Origin of the sequence: Thermoactinomyces sp. CICC 10521, assembly GCF_016055135.1 — a bacterium.
Classification (GTDB): Bacteria; Bacillota; Bacilli; order Thermoactinomycetales; family Thermoactinomycetaceae; genus Thermoactinomyces_A; species Thermoactinomyces_A daqus.
Window position 1 is genome coordinate 122,133 of sequence record NZ_JAECVZ010000008.1, and the last position, 15,897, is coordinate 138,029.

Annotated in this window: 16 protein-coding genes; 2 read left to right on the plus strand and 14 right to left on the minus strand. The window is 49.8% G+C overall.

The features are described from left to right. Window positions 1-31 precede the first annotated feature (31 nt). Genes I8U17_RS08090 through recA form a run of 6 tightly spaced genes read right to left on the minus strand, consistent with a single transcriptional unit; the run spans window position 32 to window position 5,150 of the window. The gene (locus tag I8U17_RS08090) at window positions 32-700 is read right to left on the minus strand and encodes an ATPase (RefSeq protein WP_033099675.1); all 669 of its coding nucleotides are present in this window, start codon (window positions 698-700) and stop codon (window positions 32-34) included. Between the two features lies 1 nt (window position 701). Beyond that, window positions 702-953, minus strand: a complete 252-nt coding sequence (locus I8U17_RS08095) for a hypothetical protein (RefSeq protein WP_033099674.1) — start codon at window positions 951-953, stop codon at window positions 702-704. Next, a complete protein-coding gene (locus I8U17_RS08100) occupies window positions 886-2,400 on the minus strand; it encodes an AAA family ATPase (protein ID WP_052153950.1) in 1,515 nt (504 codons plus the stop codon). The genes I8U17_RS08095 and I8U17_RS08100 overlap by 68 nt, the downstream gene beginning before the upstream one ends. Further along, complete coding sequence (locus I8U17_RS08105; protein ID WP_033099673.1) at window positions 2,397-3,380, minus strand: metallophosphoesterase family protein; 984 nt, start codon at window positions 3,378-3,380, stop codon at window positions 2,397-2,399. The genes I8U17_RS08100 and I8U17_RS08105 overlap by 4 nt, the downstream gene beginning before the upstream one ends. Further along, window positions 3,380-4,030, minus strand: a complete 651-nt coding sequence (locus I8U17_RS08110; protein ID WP_198059251.1) for a RecX family transcriptional regulator — start codon at window positions 4,028-4,030, stop codon at window positions 3,380-3,382. The genes I8U17_RS08105 and I8U17_RS08110 overlap by 1 nt, the downstream gene beginning before the upstream one ends. Before the next feature lie 34 nt (window positions 4,031-4,064). Further along, window positions 4,065-5,150 carry a recombinase RecA gene (recA, locus tag I8U17_RS08115; protein WP_033099671.1) on the minus strand — a complete coding sequence of 362 codons (1,086 nt, stop codon included), beginning with the start codon at window positions 5,148-5,150 and terminating at the stop codon, window positions 4,065-4,067. A 210-nt stretch (window positions 5,151-5,360) separates the two neighbouring features. Between recA and I8U17_RS08120 the strand changes: the two genes are divergently transcribed. Together I8U17_RS08120 and I8U17_RS08125 are read left to right on the plus strand one after the other, a co-directional pair. After that, on the plus strand, window positions 5,361-5,675 hold the full coding sequence (locus I8U17_RS08120) for a metal-sulfur cluster assembly factor (RefSeq protein ID WP_033099670.1): 315 nt from the start codon (window positions 5,361-5,363) through the stop codon (window positions 5,673-5,675). Continuing rightward, window positions 5,644-5,958: a hypothetical protein gene (locus tag I8U17_RS08125; RefSeq protein WP_198055823.1), complete on the plus strand. Its 315-nt coding sequence runs from the start codon at window positions 5,644-5,646 to the stop codon at window positions 5,956-5,958. Before I8U17_RS08120 ends, I8U17_RS08125 begins: the two co-directional genes overlap by 32 nt. Window positions 5,959-6,046: 88 nt before the next feature. Here I8U17_RS08125 and I8U17_RS08130 read toward each other — a convergent pair whose 3' ends face one another. The 8 genes from I8U17_RS08130 to I8U17_RS08165 form a co-directional block, all read right to left on the minus strand. After that, entirely contained in the window at window positions 6,047-7,624 is a 1,578-nt protein-coding gene (locus I8U17_RS08130; RefSeq protein WP_033099668.1) for a DEAD/DEAH box helicase, read from the minus strand. Beyond that, window positions 7,621-8,874, minus strand: a complete 1,254-nt coding sequence (locus I8U17_RS08135; RefSeq protein ID WP_033099667.1) for a competence/damage-inducible protein A — start codon at window positions 8,872-8,874, stop codon at window positions 7,621-7,623. Before I8U17_RS08135 ends, I8U17_RS08130 begins: the two co-directional genes overlap by 4 nt. A 31-nt stretch (window positions 8,875-8,905) precedes the next feature. Then, window positions 8,906-9,490 (minus strand): CDP-diacylglycerol--glycerol-3-phosphate 3-phosphatidyltransferase, encoded by a 585-nt coding sequence (gene pgsA, locus I8U17_RS08140; protein ID WP_198055817.1) that lies wholly within the window; start codon window positions 9,488-9,490, stop codon window positions 8,906-8,908. 278 nt (window positions 9,491-9,768) lie between these two features. Continuing rightward, entirely contained in the window at window positions 9,769-10,680 is a 912-nt protein-coding gene (locus I8U17_RS08145) for a helix-turn-helix domain-containing protein (RefSeq protein WP_160173794.1), read from the minus strand. 127 nt (window positions 10,681-10,807) lie between these two features. Continuing rightward, complete coding sequence (locus tag I8U17_RS08150; RefSeq protein ID WP_198059252.1) at window positions 10,808-12,241, minus strand: helix-turn-helix domain-containing protein; 1,434 nt, start codon at window positions 12,239-12,241, stop codon at window positions 10,808-10,810. 379 nt (window positions 12,242-12,620) lie between these two features. Next, window positions 12,621-13,745: a helix-turn-helix domain-containing protein gene (locus I8U17_RS08155; protein ID WP_033099663.1), complete on the minus strand. Its 1,125-nt coding sequence runs from the start codon at window positions 13,743-13,745 to the stop codon at window positions 12,621-12,623. Window positions 13,746-13,779: 34 nt separating this feature from the next. Next, entirely contained in the window at window positions 13,780-14,853 is a 1,074-nt protein-coding gene (locus tag I8U17_RS08160; protein ID WP_198055758.1) for a helix-turn-helix domain-containing protein, read from the minus strand. 45 nt (window positions 14,854-14,898) lie between these two features. Further along, window positions 14,899-15,663, minus strand: coding sequence for a DUF3388 domain-containing protein (locus I8U17_RS08165; protein WP_198055757.1), 765 nt, complete (start codon window positions 15,661-15,663; stop codon window positions 14,899-14,901). Window positions 15,664-15,897: the final 234 nt, after the last annotated feature.

The window sequence follows — 15,897 nt, forward strand, 5'->3', positions numbered from 1 at the left end:
TTCCGGCCGGGCAAAAGATACAGACCGGCTTTTACAGGCTGGCTGCTTTGCTTTTTTCCACCTCCGATTTTCCACCTGATAGTTTGACATAATAGGCAGTATCGGCCGATTCCGTCAAGTGAACGTTATGAGTGACCAGGATGATCTGCCGGCCAAACGTTTCCGCCACCGATTTGAGAAATTCGATCATCGGAATGATAAAATCTTCACTCACATGCTTACCGGGTTCATCGAGAATAATCGGCCCTTCCAAACGGGGTTTTACCGTCTCGATCAGGGCGATGCGCAAAGCTAAAGAGACGACATCGACAATACCGCCGCCCCGTGCATCCTGCGGTTTGTTTTTAAATGTCTGGCCCTCCCATTCGGAAACAACATAAAAGTCTGCCGTAGGATTCCCTCCGTGCTCGGATAATTCAATTTCAAAACGAAATGAGGGGCCAAACACGTATTTGAGCGCATTGGTCACCAATGTTTCCAACTGCTGTTTCGCCTGCATGCGGGCATGTTCCGCAGAGAGTTGGAATAAAACCCTCACCTTGTCCAGAAGGTCGCGTTCCCGAATGCAAACATTCCATCGCTCTTCTGTTTCCCGCAAGCTTTCCAGGTGCAAATCGCGCTCCGCTTTGCGGCTGACCAGCTCCGTTCTCGCCGCCCTGAGCGCTTCCTCCAGCTGATGCAGTGAAGCGTCCGCACCCATTTTACTTATTCAACTCCTGAGGCAGGTAGCTCCATGCTTTCTCCAGATCCTCTTTGATTTCCTTTTCCAGCCGCTCAATCTCTTCCTGCAGCTGATCCGGCTCTACTCCCAGCTCCTTGGTCTCCCTCAGTATCTCTTCTTCCTGCCGCTCCAGATTTTCCAGACGCGCTTCCGCTTTTACCAGGTCACTTTTGGCCTTCTCCAGTTGCATGCGAATCTGCTTGATTTTCTCTTCCAGCTGCTGCACGCGCATAACCTCCTTGGTATTCATTCATGATATGTTCAATGATCGAACCGCTGATCGGCGACCCGCAAGTAGGACAGGTTCCCTGCTGTTTTAAAAGCTCTGCCCATTCATTTGTCAGCCGGATAATGGTTTGCTCCTGATCATGGATATACTGTTTGCCCCTGGAGATTCTGTCCCGGACGTCAGTAAGGTTCCGATGGAACGTTTTCAATTTTCGGAGAAGTTCACTCTTGGACTCAAGCGGCGGCAACACAGTCCCCAATCCCCGGGCCCGGCGTTGCTGTTCACTCACTCTCCCCCGCAGAAAGCCGATCTCCTTTTGCAGGCTTTTCACTTTCGCGCCAAGCTGCATCAGCGTTTTCAAACGGCTCATTTTCTCGCGGGCAGCCTCATACGACCGGCCGGCCTCCGGAACCTGTTCCAAACGCTTCTGCTCCTTCTCCCAATGGCTGCGCTGCTCGCGAAGGTTGTCCCATTTACTCTTTAACTGGATCAATCTCATCCCTGTCTGCTTTTTGGCTTCGGAAGATCGCAAAGCCTCCTCCGCCAGGGGAAGCCGGTCCGCAGCCTGAATCAGCTGCCGGTTCTCCCCTATTTCCCTCTGCACACGCAGCCATTTTTCCTGCTGCCTTGTCCATTGCCGGGCGAGGATGATTTTTTGTTCCAAGCGGGCGACCGCAGCTTCGGCGAGAGAGAGGTTTTTCAGTTTCGCAATCGTCTCTTTTTCTTTTTGTTTGCTGCTTTCAATCGTTTGCAGCGCATGCACATGCTTGCGCAACGTTTCCAGAAGTTCCTGCTTGCGGCGCGCCTGATAAAAGGCTTCTTCCGCCGTCTCCAGGTCGCTTTCCAACTGATCCAGGTTTCCGTAAGGTTTCAGCTTCTCCTCCAGCTTCTCCCGCTCTTCTTCCAGTCGCCTGATCTCGCTGTTCAGCGCCAACCGGTCCCCGTTCGTTTTTTTCAGCGCGTTATCAATCAGGTGGGCTCCGCTGATACGCCCGATCGTCTTCGCCTTTGTCTGGCTCGATTCAAACAGGAGAAACGGGCTTTCCAACTGCGTTCCAAAGTGAACCAACATCTCCTTTTGATCCAGCTTGACCGGTTGGATTCGATGGACATCGGTCACCTCCTGGGGAACGGTGTTGCCGAATCCCTCAAATATCTGCTCCGTCCCGTCCGGTTTCCTCAGGATATAGCGATTTACCGACGAACTGCGCAGTCTGATCACTTCCGTTCCATCGGCAAAGATGAGGGAAACGCGGCATTCTTTTGCTCCGGTACGGATAAATTCACTTCCGCGAGGGATATTGAACAATACCCAGCGAAGCGCCCTCAAGATCGCACTTTTTCCGCTGTCCGAAGGGCCGACAAAGACGTTCAGCCCATCCGAAAAATCGATTTCGGTATAGTGGTGGGACTGAAAATTCTCGATGATCAGCTTTTGAAAACAATTCAATGGCCGCTCTCTCCTCCCGCTTCCTGTTCAATGGCGATCCGCCGCTGGGCCTCAAATTTCACTTCATCCTCCACGTCGTTCATGCGGGAAATCTCATCGATGATATCCAGGACGTCGATCGCCTGAAAATCAGCCGCAGACCGAACCTGCTGCACAAAAGAGGTTAATTGCTCCTGACGGTAAGCCGCTTTTTCCAAATAAGAGCGGTCAAGCACCTCATCTCCCCTTTTTGCGCAGGTAAGGGGAATGAACCGCACGTCAACGTCCCGCCCGAGCTCAAGCAAAACCACTTGCGGCATCCGCCTGATTTCGGACGGGTGATTGTTGATTCGCGCCAAGGCCCCCGGATTGACAATATATTTGCCATCACGGTGCTGCACGGGAAATCCTGCGTGATAATGCCCCGTCAATAAGATATCCACATCATCAGACCAAGCATCGTGAATCATCGTATGGGGGACTCCGTCGGGCAATGCCCGGTCAACCAACATGCCGTGAACCATGTGAATGCAGTAGTCCGCCTCCATTTCATTTTGCACGTGGTAATCCGCTTTGGGATCCCTTTTATCCAGGTCATAGTGAAAAGGTTGCCCGCTCAGCTGGATGACCAGTCCGTCTTTTTCCAGTTTCACCTTTTCATCCCCGCTGATCAGGCGGATCACCCCAAAGGCATCCAACAATCCCAGCATGGTCCGCGGAGTGGTGGCGGGATTGTGCCCATAGATATCATGATTGCCGGCAATGGCATAAACAGGGGCGGGAAACTGCCGGAAAAGACGGGCAAACTCACGAACGACTGCCGGCGAGAGATTGGGCCGGTCAAATACGTCGCCACCGTGCAAAATGAAATCCACTTGCTCCCGTTCGGCTATTTGAATGACCTCTTCCAGCTTAAGCCTGATGGTTTGCTCAAACTGATCGGTTCGGCTGCGCGGTGAAGTCCCGCGAATGTGGGTATCCGTCATATATAAAATCCGCATCACCAATGCTCCTTTTCCTCTTCGTACCGCGTGCGTAACTGGTTCAGCACCAACCGAACCACTCCCATCGAATAACCTTGACGCAGCAGGTACTGCCCCAGGCGCCGCTCGACGGTGGGCCAGGGTTCACGGCCAATACGAAGATAGCGCCTTTCGGCAACCTGCATTGCCAACTGGCGCTCTTTGTCCTGGTCCACCTCTGTCAGGGCTTCATCGATCAAAGATAAATCGATTCCTTTTCTCATCAATTCCTGTTTCAATCTGCGGCTGCCATATCCCTTGCCATGCATCCGCTCATTCACCCATTGCCGCGCAAATTGGCGATCGTCGAGATAGCCCGATTTTTCCATCTCGGCGATCACCTGACAGATCATCTTTGCGGAAAAATCTTTTCGTTCCAACTGCTGCCTTAATTCACAGGCTGTTCGCGGCTTATACGAAAGAAAGCGCAAAGCTGCCATCCTGACCTTGTTATATTCCTCCGCAGCCAGAATTTCTTCCAACTGATGCCGATCCATTTCCATCCCTTTATGTAACCGGAAACGAACCAAAACATCCTCATGGATGGAGCAAAAGGGTTCCCCATCCACTTCGATCTGGTAGCGTTTGGAACGAGCCGATTGTTTTTCAATACGGGTGATTCTGTTCATCGTTCCCTTCATCCATTCTGCTCCGGCTTAAAGATCAAGCCAAATCGAGAGATTCTTCCGGTTTGCTTTTGTCTTTTGCCTTTTTCCCTTTTTTCTCTTCTTTGGTTTCGGTTTCTGCGACCGGCTCTTTGATCAGAGGCAAATCAAAGTGGGTGCGAATGCGGTTTTCGATTTTCAGACAGAGTTCCGGATGTTCTTTCAGGAACTGCTTGGCGTTCTCCCGCCCCTGACCGAGACGGTCCCCTTCAAACGAATACCAAGCGCCGCTCTTGTTGATAATATCCAGTTCCGCGCCGATGTCGAGCACGCTTCCCTCTTTGGAAATGCCTTCGCCAAACATAATATCGACATCCGCTTGTTTAAAAGGCGGTGCGACCTTGTTTTTCACCACTTTGATCTTCGTGCGGTTTCCAACCATGTCATTTCCTTGTTTGATCGACTCCTGACGGCGAACTTCCAGACGCACGCTGGAATAAAACTTCAGTGCGCGCCCACCCGGAGTCGTTTCCGGATTTCCAAACATGACGCCGACTTTCTCGCGAATTTGGTTAATAAAGATGGCGACCGTTTTCGATTTGTTGATCGCTCCGGACAACTTCCGCAGCGCCTGGGACATGAGACGCGCCTGCAGCCCTACGTGTGAATCGCCCATCTCCCCTTCGATCTCCGCTTTTGGAACCAATGCCGCAACCGAATCGATGACGATAATGTCAACCGCTCCGCTGCGCACCAACGCTTCTGCGATCTCCAGCGCCTGTTCTCCCGTATCCGGCTGGGACAACAGGAGCTCGGAAATATCGACGCCAAGTTTTTGCGCATAAATCGGGTCCAGCGCATGCTCGGCATCGATAAAAGCTGCCGTCCCGCCCAATTTTTGCACCTCGGCAATCGCATGCAATGCGACCGTCGTTTTCCCCGAGGATTCAGGACCGTACACTTCAATAATGCGTCCTCGCGGAAAGCCGCCGATCCCCAGCGCGATATCCAAAGCCAATGCTCCGGAAGAAACGGTTTCCACCTGCGGGGTGACTTCTTCTCCCATCCGCATGATCGAACCTTTGCCGAATTGCTTCTCTATCTGCCTCAATGCCATTTCCAACGCCTGACGACGATCTGACATTCATGTTCCCCCTCTATCCCATTAATCACATATCAACATCATACCCTGTTTTTTCTCTCCTGCCAAGATCATTTACGAACATTTATTCGATTTTCGGTGAAAGATGCAGGCCGGACCAGCAATGGGAAGGCATAAACGTTTTCTGTAGTGTGAGATCGGAAATATTGTGGTACATTACTACTTGAAGAAGAGAAAAAGGAGGAGCGCCCAATGGACAAAGAAGCTCTCAAAGAGCAGATAATGGAAAAATTGGAAGAAGTAAATGACCCTGAGTTAAATATCGACATCGTTAACTTAGGTCTTGTCTATAATGTGGAGATTGATGATGAAGGGAATGTCAAGATCACGATGACCCTGACGGCAATCGGTTGCCCGCTGGCAGGAACCATCAACGAGCAGGTAACTGAAGCAGTGAAACAGGTGGACGGCGTGAAAGAGGTGGAAGTGGACATCGTCTGGAATCCGCCCTGGGATAAAAGCCGCATGTCCCGCTATGCCAAAATCGCGCTGGGCATTCCCGATTGAGTTGCCGCGAAAAACAAACGAGCCGGAAGAAATCCTCCGGCTCCATTTTATGTTTTCCGTTCTTCCGGTTCGCTTCCTTTCCCCGCGGCATCGCGTCATTGGCGAACCGCCCCATTTCCTCCGATTGCGGCCTAACCCGGGCAGCAAATCAACCCCCGTTTCCTCATGGCGCCTGGCAATCTGCTCGGATGCAGTTCAGCTGCGGGCGCAAGCCGCGATTGCTGGCGGAAACGTCCTGCAGAGGCTCCATTTTGTCTTCAGCCGGGATTCTCTTGTAAAATGAGCCCTTGGCATCTCCGCACTCATCAGTACCGCCGGTTATCCATAAAAAGCCAGGCATCCGTTTTCGATACCTGGCCTCTTAAAAAACTTTATTTTCGCGGGCGAGCAGGCTCCATGTTCACCCGGGCACCATTGATTTTGGACTGTCTGAGCGCTTCGTATACAAATGGCGCGACATCTTCCGGTACCTCGACAAAAGAGAAACGGTCATAAATATTGATTTTGCCCACTTGGCGCAAAGCGATCCCGGCGTGTTCCGAGATGGCCTTGGCCAATTCCTGCGGGCGCAAATTCGCATTGCGACCGACATTGATGAAAAAGCGGACCATGCCCGGCGCAGCTCCCGTTTCTCCAAAGTTATAGGTGGTGTCGATATTTTTGACAAAACGATCGGAGAAAGCCAAATATAATGCAGCCTCTGCCACCTTTTCCGCCGAAAACTTGCCGCTGAGCTGATCCACCAATTCATCGAACAGCGTAAGATCGGCATCGGATTGGATAATCTCTTCGATTTGGGCGATCCACGAGGCTTGCTGTTTGGCGGCTACTTCTTCCAATGTCGGCAGTTCGCGCGCTTTGAGCCGGGCACCTGTTTCCTCTTCAATCGTTCTGAGTTGCTTCATTTCCCTCGGTGTCACCAGCGTGAGGGCCACCCCGTTTCTCCCCGCACGGCCGGTTCGCCCGATCCGATGGACATAACTTTCCACATCTTGCGGAATATCATAGTTGATGACATGGGAGACGCTTCCCACATCAATTCCCCGAGCCGCGACATCAGTCGCCACCAAAAGTTCGATCTCTCCGCCGCGAAAAGCATTCATCACACGATCCCGCTGCTGTTGCGCCAAATCCCCGTGCAGGCCGCCGGCGAGGTAACCTCTGGCTTGCAGCGACTCCGTCAATTCGTCCACACCCTTTTTGGTGCGGCAGAAAATGATCGACAAGTCGACTTCTTCGCTGTCCAAAATCCGGCACAGCGCCTCAACCTTGGTATTTTCCAAAACGCGATAATAATATTGCTTAATGACCGGAACCGTCACCTCACCCCGGTTGACCGTGATGTAGCGCGGCTTACGCATGTATTTGTTGGCCAGTTGCCGGATCGTCGGCGGCATTGTGGCCGAGAAGAGCAGAAGCTGACGGTTTTTCGGCAAAAAGCGGAACACATTTTCGATATCATCGATAAAGCCCATGTCGAGCATTTCATCCGCTTCGTCCAGGACAACCATCTCCACTTGTTCCGTATTGATGGTGCCACGGCGCAAATGATCCAATAAACGCCCGGGCGTACCGATGACCACATGGACTCCTTGTTGCAAAGCCTTAATCTGCCGACCGATCGACTGTCCTCCATAAATCGGCAGCGTCTTCACCCGTTTGGGACGGCCGATTCTTCTCAATTCTTCCGATACCTGGATCGCCAACTCACGGGTTGGAGCCAGAATCACACTCTGAATCACCCGTTCAGCAGGATTGATGCGCTCCAAAACCGGAATCCCGAATGCGGCCGTTTTTCCAGTGCCGGTTTGTGCCTGACCGATGACATCTTCCCCCCGCAAAACGGCGGGAATGCACTCCGCTTGAATCGGAGAGGGCTCTTCAAAGCCCAAATCTTGGATTCCGCGTAAAATTTCTTGGCTTAATTGAAACTGATCAAAACGATTCATCTTGTTGTTTCACCTTTCTTTAAACGTTGCTGAAGGATGAAGCAGGCATGTTTGGCAGCCAACAGCCGAATGCGCCGGCGCGTACCCCGAAGCCTGTAACAGTACACGCGGGCAGGCGATCCTGCCTCCTTCAATCCAATATAAACGAGGCCTACCGGTTTGTTTTCAACTGAGGCCGGACCGGCTACACCGGTAATCGATAACGCAAAATCGGTTCCGAACTGCCGGCGGGTATTTTCCGCCAGAATTTCGGCGACCTGAAAACTGACCGTCCCGTGCTTTTCCAACACATCCGCCGGGACTTGCACAATCTGGTTTTTACTTTCGGCAGAATAGGAGACAAAACCGCCGCGGAACACCTCGCTGCTGCCGGGAACAGAGGTGAGCAGTTCAGAAAGCAATCCGCCTGTGCAGCTTTCCGCCACGGAAACCGTCCTGCCTTGCGCAGCGAGAGAGGAAACCAGAACTTCCTCAAGCGACCGGTCTTCCTCGCTGAAGCAAAAATCGCCGACTCTCGCCAAAATTTCTTTTTTTACCGGCTCAATCAACGCCCTGGCTGATCGTTCATCCTTTGCCTTGCTCGTTAACCTCAACACAACTCCGGCCTCTTTGGCGTAAGTGGCTATGACCGGATTTCCGTATTGCTGGATCAAATCCTTTATTTTTTCTTCCAATAAGGATTCACCGATGCCGAAAAACGAGAGAGGTTGCGAAACAATCGCCTGTTTTCCATAAAATTGCTGAAGCAAGAAGGGGCGCACGCTCTTTTCAAACATGGGGATGAGTTCATTTGGAGGGCCAGGAAGCAAAACATAGGTAACATCGTGATGGGAAACAGCCAGCCCTGGAGCGGTGCCATGATCATTTTGAAAGACGGTTCCACCCGGAAAAACAAACGTTTGTTTATAATTGTTTGCGGGCATCGACCGGCCCCGGTTCGAGAAATAACGCTCTAACCGCCCGGTTACTTCAGGGTCCTGCACCAGGTTGACCCCGATGAACTCTGCCAGCGTCTCTTTGGTCAAATCATCCATTGTCGGCCCGAGTCCGCCGCAGAGAAAGACAAGCTTGGAACGGGCATGAGCGGAACGGAGAACCTCCAGAAGCCTATTCGCATCATCACCGACTGACGTATGCAAGATCACCTCGATTCCAAGCGACACGCATTCGCGGGATAAAAACGAGGAGTGTAAATCGACTGTTTCGCCGAGAAGAAGCTCTGTTCCAACCGTAATAATCTCCGCTTGCATCAAATCGATCCTTTCCCTGTAAACCGTCCCTTTACTGTGTCTTAGTAAGGGTAACAATTTTTCTATTTTTATAGAAGTAATCAAGCCCGGAAATAATCGTAATCAGCACTGCCAGCCAGGTAGCCACGAGTGAAAACGGAAATGAAATCGTTGAAAAAGGAACGTTATTCAACATCAAGGAAACAATGGCCACGATTTGAATGATCGTTTTCAGCTTGCCAAGCGGGCTGGCCGCAATGATATATCCTTCAGCCGCTGCGATCAACCGAAGACCTGTTACGGCGAATTCACGGCTGATAATGACGATGGCAATCCAAGCATCCAGGCGCTGCATCTCGACCAAGGAAACGAGTGCCGCCGTAATCAACAATTTATCCGCCAGCGGATCCAAAAACTTCCCCAAATTGGTCACCATTTTGTTTTTTCGGGCGATGTAACCATCCAGTCCATCGGTGACCGCCGCCAATATGAAGATCAGTGTCGCAATCATTTCATTCATTTTTAGAACGACTGAACCCATTTGAATTTGCCCGATATCAAACCGCACGAGCAAAAAAATCATCACAACCGGCACGAGGAAAATGCGGGCTAATGTAATTTTGTTGGCCAGGTTCACTACAACCAACCCTCCTGGCATGAACTGATTTCTCCTTGGCAGTTTCTTCCCCTGCCATGATCATTTGGAAGTGAACCATACTTGTTGGCTCGTAAGACCATCTTACAAGATTTAAGCTGTTTTGGTTAGAACTCATTTGCTTATTTTTTGTCAACGTACTTCCTCCAAGGCAGGAAAGACCCAGTCTAATTCTTCCGTAAGTATAAACCATGCACTTCTCGCATGTCAAAAAAGAACAGAGAGGTGATCATTTCCTCTCTGTTCCATTTTCTCCTTTTTTATTCATTTTGAGACTGTTGGCCGTCAGACTCAACCCGTTTAAATTGGAACAAAGAGACTGCCTTTTGAGCCGAAGTATCGATCAAGACGCCATTGGCATGGAGCTGGACCCGGTCCGGATGATCAATCCTGAGCGATATCCATTCCTTGTCTGTAAACGTCACCGTTTGTCCGGCAGCCAATTCTTTGTCGGCGATCAAATCTCCGTTCGGTCCGCCGGATCGGGCTCGAATATCCGTCGGCTCTTGGGCAGCAATGGTTAATTCAACCTGATCGGCATTGGAAATTCCGTATACGTCACCGTATTTTGATCCAGTTTCCGCCGACTCCAAAATAGTCACTACCGGCCTTTTCGCGGAAACGGGAGCGACCGTGCCATCGCTTTCCTCGGAGGATTGAGCAGGGGTTATGCTTTTCACAGCGTTCACCTGCGGCTTATTCATTCCGAAAATCAACCAAACGATCACGCCGGCCGCCACGAGCAAGACGGCAATCGAACTGATTAAGATCCATTTCAATTTTTTATTCAATACTTCAATTTCGTTCAGCAAAACAATTTTGACCCGTTCCCAATCCGCTTTTTTTCGGCGTTTGACTTTTCTGCTTTTCGCTCTGGAAAGAGAAGCGTTTTCCTCCTCAGAAGCTGGCACCGGCAAAGACTCATTCACCGCCGCATCCTCGACCACTGTCGTCCGATAGTAGCGTAAAAGGGGATTAGGGTCGATTCCCAGCACTTTGGCGTAGGATCGGATAAATCCTCTGACATACAAAGGGTCAGGCAAAGCTGAAAAGTCCGCCCTTTCTAAGGCTTCGATGTAATCAGGCTCCAGACCGGCCCGGTCGGCCGCTTCCGAGACACTCATCTCTAGCTGTTCTCTTGTTTCTTTTAATTGTTCAAAGGGATTGGCCATCGCAATCATGTACCTCCCGTGATTGTGTTCAGTGGCCCAACTTCTTCAGTATAGCCCACAAACAAAAGATCCGTCAAAAAAGCAAGCCCTAAACGAAACAGGGCTTGCTTTCTCAAGAGGATAATGGTTATTGCACATATTTAATGTGAACATATCTTGACGAATTGACCGCTTTTCCATTTACGGTCACAACTACACCATCTGACGGTTTCAAGCCGATATACAAATCCGGCCCGTGGCTGAAATCGTAGTTATACGTCCAGGACTCCCCTTGCTTGATCGTCACGTCGGCAAATTTATTCACACTGCCGGTCGCGCTTGGCAGATTGTCTGTCAACTGGATCAAGCATTTCCCCGAAACGGCTTTGATCACGAGATTCACTTTTTCTTCGCCGCTCCAGCGATAGTTATTCACATTGTTTCCTTGTTGCATCAACATCAATTTCCCTGTCGGAGATGCCATTGGTTCAGGATTTGCCGGCAGGGTTCCCTGATTTGATGATACGGTTTGAGTCTTTGGCGTCGATTCATCCGGCGCTTCATTCCCATTATTCATATAGGAAACAACGGCCCATGCCACCGGAATGCACAGCACTAATCCGGCGATCGCAATGGCCACCGAGCGCTTGATCGGCCAATTAAAAGCAAATTTCTTCGCCGATTTTCGATTTTTGACGGCGCTTCTGCTTAAACGTTGCAACTGTGTCGCTTGTTGTTCGGGTGCCGCTTCCATACTGGCACTGATTTCTTTTGCCGGAACAGGTGGAAGGGACACGGAGGTCAAGCCCGTTTTCGTTTTTGAAACCCGGGATAACGGTCCCGAACCGGTACGCCCTGTGGGTTGCGGTCCGGTGATTCCCCGTTTCGGGATATTCGATTGTACCGGCAATTCCCGTGTTCGCTTTGCGGGTACAGGAAAAGGCATTTCTTTATTCAGCTGTTCCTGATTTGATTGTTGAGCTGCCGCGGCCGTTTGATTCGGTCTTGTATCAGACTGCTGTTGCTGGTTGGGCAAGACCGCCCGCATCATGGTGGTATTGGAACGCATATATCCAACATCGCGCCTCGCCAGTTCCCGATTGCGCCGCGCACTGTCATTATCCGTTTTCGGAGCCGTCAATGCCGTCTTTGTATCGATCCGCTGCCCGGATTTTTGGTTTAAAGGTTTGCGAAGCATCGTCTCTTGAGACACAACGCCTTGAGGGCCTGTCCCGCCTGACACAACCGGTATTTTCCCCGTTTGCCCGAGCGGGGGAAACGGAAAGGTTTGTGTCTGGGACAAATCCTTTTCAGTTACTGCCTTATGTACACCGGTAAAACGCTCTGCCTGTTCTATTTTCCGGTAATGGCGCAAGATATGATGTGGCTCTACTTTGACGCAGTTGGCATAAGAGCGAAGATAGGTTCGAACGTAAAATGGACTCGGTAATTTATCAAACTCTCCATTCTCAATCGCAATCAGAAATGATTTTTGAATTTTCGTTTTTTCTTGTAGTTGGTCGAGGGACAGTCCAATCGCTTCTCGGGCTTGTCGAAGATACGAACCAATTTCGACAGACACCCCAGCCACCTCCTGAAAGGTTGTTGAACCATCGCTTTTTTGCACCTGGCTGTTGGTTCGGCAACCTTATAAAATTGTAAATCTCCATTTATTTGCTATTCGTTTTTTTACAATTGGCTGGCATAATCCTTTTTTCTCACATGATTTACCAGCAAAAAAACATGCACCGTCTTCGCAACAATTTATGATATTATGGGGAATCCATATTTTTCAGACTAACAGAGGTACCTTGACAAAAGCAAGAACCAATCCAGCATTCTCTCGCAACTCAGCATAAAAACACGAACTATTTCGACGGCGCACTTCTATAAACACAATTCGATTCAAGCATACCACGCTGATTCTTCTGTGTCAAAAAAAGCTCTCCAAAAAGAGAGCTTTACTGAACAAAAGAAATATAAATATCCTTTTCATCAGTGTAAACATCGGTTTTTACAGGGAAATTATTAATGGTAACAGAAATATTATTAGGTTTAAATAATTTCAGCCAAATCCCAGTCGAAAAAGACTGGGAAAAATCCGGTCTGTCAGGGTTTACCTCTCCCGCAGCAACCGGTGAGCCTATCTCCTGTTGTCTGACCTCATAGCCGCTTCCGCTCCCTTTTAACCATTTGATCTTTAATTGGAGCTTGTCGGCATTTACAAGTTCATAACGATCGGTGCCATATGTGGAGGAATTGAGAGGCGACAGAATCGGTTGACGATCCCCGGCCTCATGTTTCCCCTCGATTTTCGCTTGCACCGTTTCCATGTCAGGCTTGGCATCAGAAGCATTTTCCATGCGAAACCACATGAATGCTACGGCGGCAATCACGAGCAGGATCGCCCCGATGATCAGCAGAATGGTGTAAAGCTTCCCAAAGGTGAATCCTTTTTTCTTATCCGAATTTCTATGCTCACTCCGTGAACTGCGGCGGGTAAGTACAGGCGGGTCATTTTTGGCAGGAATACCAAGTTCCCCGGAATCCGGAAGAGCAGACTTTCTCGAAGAAGGACTCCTCCTTTTCGGGCCAAGGTCAGCTGTTTCATCCGGCTCCGTCATGCCGGTTTCGTATTCTTCCGCCGCCCGATAGGCATTCGTCTGTCTGAATCGCTCTGACCGCGAACGATAGGCACGCTCCTCCGTCTCACGGACACGGCTTCCGGATAACCCCCTTTCCTCTTGGGGCGCGTAAGTCATCTCCGGCTCATCGTTCCCGTACCCTGTCGGCCCGGCGGAGGGAAGAGAAAGGCGACTGCGGCTGGCATTGTTTGCAGTCAGGGCGTTCCGGTTCGCCTGATTCTGGAGTAAAGCAAGCAAGGCTCCGGGATTTTCTCCCACCGCGATCGCATAACTGCGAACATATGAACGAACATAGATCTGCCCCGGCAAAAGATCAAATCGCCCGGTCTCGATCGCGGCTAAATACTTTTTTTGGATTCGAGTGCGCGCTTCAATATCGTCCAAGGTAAGCCTCAACGATTCGCGTGCATATCTCAACCTCTTTCCAATCTCAACGGACAACCAAAACCCTCCTCATCCAACACAAAAACGCCGTTTACTTGCTGATTTTAACACGATAGCTTTTGACTGTATCCTGTGCATCTGTATTAATTTCTTGACCATTTACCGAAATTTGCACATTGGAAGGGGTGCCGAGGCGAAACCAAATTTCATCTTTCCCCTTTGTATCCAACACCACTTCTTGTCCGACTTTCAATGTGAATTCTTCCGGTCTGTCATTGTAGGAAGGAGCGTAAATAACCCGCGATTCACCGTTTTCCCCTTTCAAAACGACTTCCAGCTTGTCCACATTCGAAATCGTGTATAATTGTCCTTCATACGGGTTATCCGATATTTCTCCTTCTTGCAGGATCGGGTTGTTCGCAGCCAAAGCATTGGCATTCCCAATTGGGGCCGGTTGACTTTGCTGCGTTCTGGGTGAAGTATAACCGGCGTGCGAGGATGGATGGCTGTTTCCCCAGTAGTAGTACGCTCCCGCCCCGATCAAAAGAAGCGCACCAATGGCCACCGCCACAGTAAGCTTAGATGATTTTTTTCCATTTTTCAATGCTTCTTTGCTTTTTTGTTTGCTTTCCAAAGCAATGCGTCGCGGAACAAACGTCGTTTGCTCAACCGCTTTCGCCTGAAACGGCGGCAGCGACAAATTTTGGGAATTTACGGGAGCCAATGGCACCGGATAGTTCGCTCCTCCTTCTCCTTGCAATCCGGAGGATGCCCTGTTCGTCACCGGCTGCGGCAATCTCAGCTGCTGTTCGGCTGGCAAGGCGACTCTTCCGGTTTGACCGTTAAATGAAGGCTCGGGCAAATAATCCGAAACACCGGGAGTCAAATGCTGAGATGGTCCGGCAGATCTGGCTGTTTCCGAAATCCCAGGCGATTGCACCTGCCGCTCAAACCTTTCCAACAAAGGCCGCGCGTCCACACCCAAACTCTTGGCATATGTCCGCAAAAAAGCTTTGGCATAAAACGGACTGGGCAGAAGTTCAAATTGTTCATTTTCGATCGCTTGCAGGTATTCCAGGTGAATATTGGTCACCTGCTTCATTTGTTCAAGCGTATACCCGTTTTGTTCTCTCACACGTCTTAAATAAACTCCGATCCCCGCCATTTCCCTATCCCCTCCCAAGCAAAAAACTAAAAAACTGCAAAAAACTCAAAACTCGTTAAAGCCGGTTTCCAGCATATCGTATGTGATTTCCTCATCAGGAAAATTCCTGAGCTCGATAATATAATCGAAATCATCCATTGTATATTCTGTCTCTTTCACAAACACATCAGGATGTTCGATCACTTTGGTCGCCGGCATGCGCAGGATTTCCCGCACCAGCATGTCGTGCCGCTCAGTCGCCCGCAACGTGGAAACAATCCCGTCGATAATGTAAACATGCTGCTCCGATAACTCATCCTGTGCCAATTGGCTGCGAATCGTCTGTTTTAACAACGTGGATGAAACAAACGTCCAGCGTTTATTCGCACAAACACTGGCGGCCACGACCGATTCCGTTTTTCCGACGCGAGGCATTCCCCGGACACCGATCAACTGATGTCCTTCTTTTTTGAATAATTCAGCCATAAAATCGACCAATAACCCCAATTCTTCTCTTGTAAAGCGGTATGTACGCTTGTCTTCCAGACAGCGATCGAGGTAACGTCCATGTCGTACCGCCATCCGGTCCATTAATTTCGGTGGTCTCAGAGCAGTGATGGTGATATTGTCAACGCGTTTCAATATTTGAGCCAGTGCATCAATTTTTTGATGATCTTCCGTCTTCAGCAGCATTCCGCGACGGTTATTTTCAACACCATTAATTGTCAATATATTAATGGAAAGCATCCCCAGTAATGAGGCGATATCACCAAGTAAACCCGGACGATTTTTGTGAATTTCATACTCCAGATACCACTCGTGGTTTTTCACATAACCACACCCTTTACCCGATATATAGGGGTTTATTATGTTTTTTAGTATAGCACATCAGCAAAGTCGGGAGAAAGATGCAAATCAAATAAAACAATTTAAGAACAAATTAAAACACCCAAAAATATCGGGTGTGAGATTGATGACAAACCCCACCCTTTTCTTCGGAAAAGGAATGGGGTTTTGTATATTTCTAGGATATATACAGATAAAGTAAACCTGATGTGACCTATT

Bases quoted from the DNA above. Each gene is read 5' to 3' on its own strand.
- I8U17_RS08160 (WP_198055758.1), bottom strand. From the start codon at position 14,853: ATGGCGGGGATCGGAGTTTATTTAAGACGTGTGAGAGAACAAAACGGG.
- I8U17_RS08135 (WP_033099667.1), bottom strand. From the start codon at position 8,874: ATGCAAGCGGAGATTATTACGGTTGGAACAGAGCTTCTTCTCGGCGAA.
- I8U17_RS08130 (WP_033099668.1), bottom strand. From the start codon at position 7,624: ATGAATCGTTTTGATCAGTTTCAATTAAGCCAAGAAATTTTACGCGGA.
- recA (WP_033099671.1), bottom strand. From the start codon at position 5,150: ATGTCAGATCGTCGTCAGGCGTTGGAAATGGCATTGAGGCAGATAGAG.
- I8U17_RS08125 (WP_198055823.1), top strand. From the start codon at position 5,644: ATGCCAAAATCGCGCTGGGCATTCCCGATTGAGTTGCCGCGAAAAACA.
- I8U17_RS08145 (WP_160173794.1), bottom strand. From the start codon at position 10,680: ATGGCCAATCCCTTTGAACAATTAAAAGAAACAAGAGAACAGCTAGAG.
- I8U17_RS08120 (WP_033099670.1), top strand. From the start codon at position 5,361: ATGGACAAAGAAGCTCTCAAAGAGCAGATAATGGAAAAATTGGAAGAA.
- I8U17_RS08095 (WP_033099674.1), bottom strand. From the start codon at position 953: ATGCGCGTGCAGCAGCTGGAAGAGAAAATCAAGCAGATTCGCATGCAA.
- I8U17_RS08090 (WP_033099675.1), bottom strand. From the start codon at position 700: ATGGGTGCGGACGCTTCACTGCATCAGCTGGAGGAAGCGCTCAGGGCG.
- I8U17_RS08105 (WP_033099673.1), bottom strand. From the start codon at position 3,380: ATGCGGATTTTATATATGACGGATACCCACATTCGCGGGACTTCACCG.
- I8U17_RS08110 (WP_198059251.1), bottom strand. From the start codon at position 4,030: ATGAACAGAATCACCCGTATTGAAAAACAATCGGCTCGTTCCAAACGC.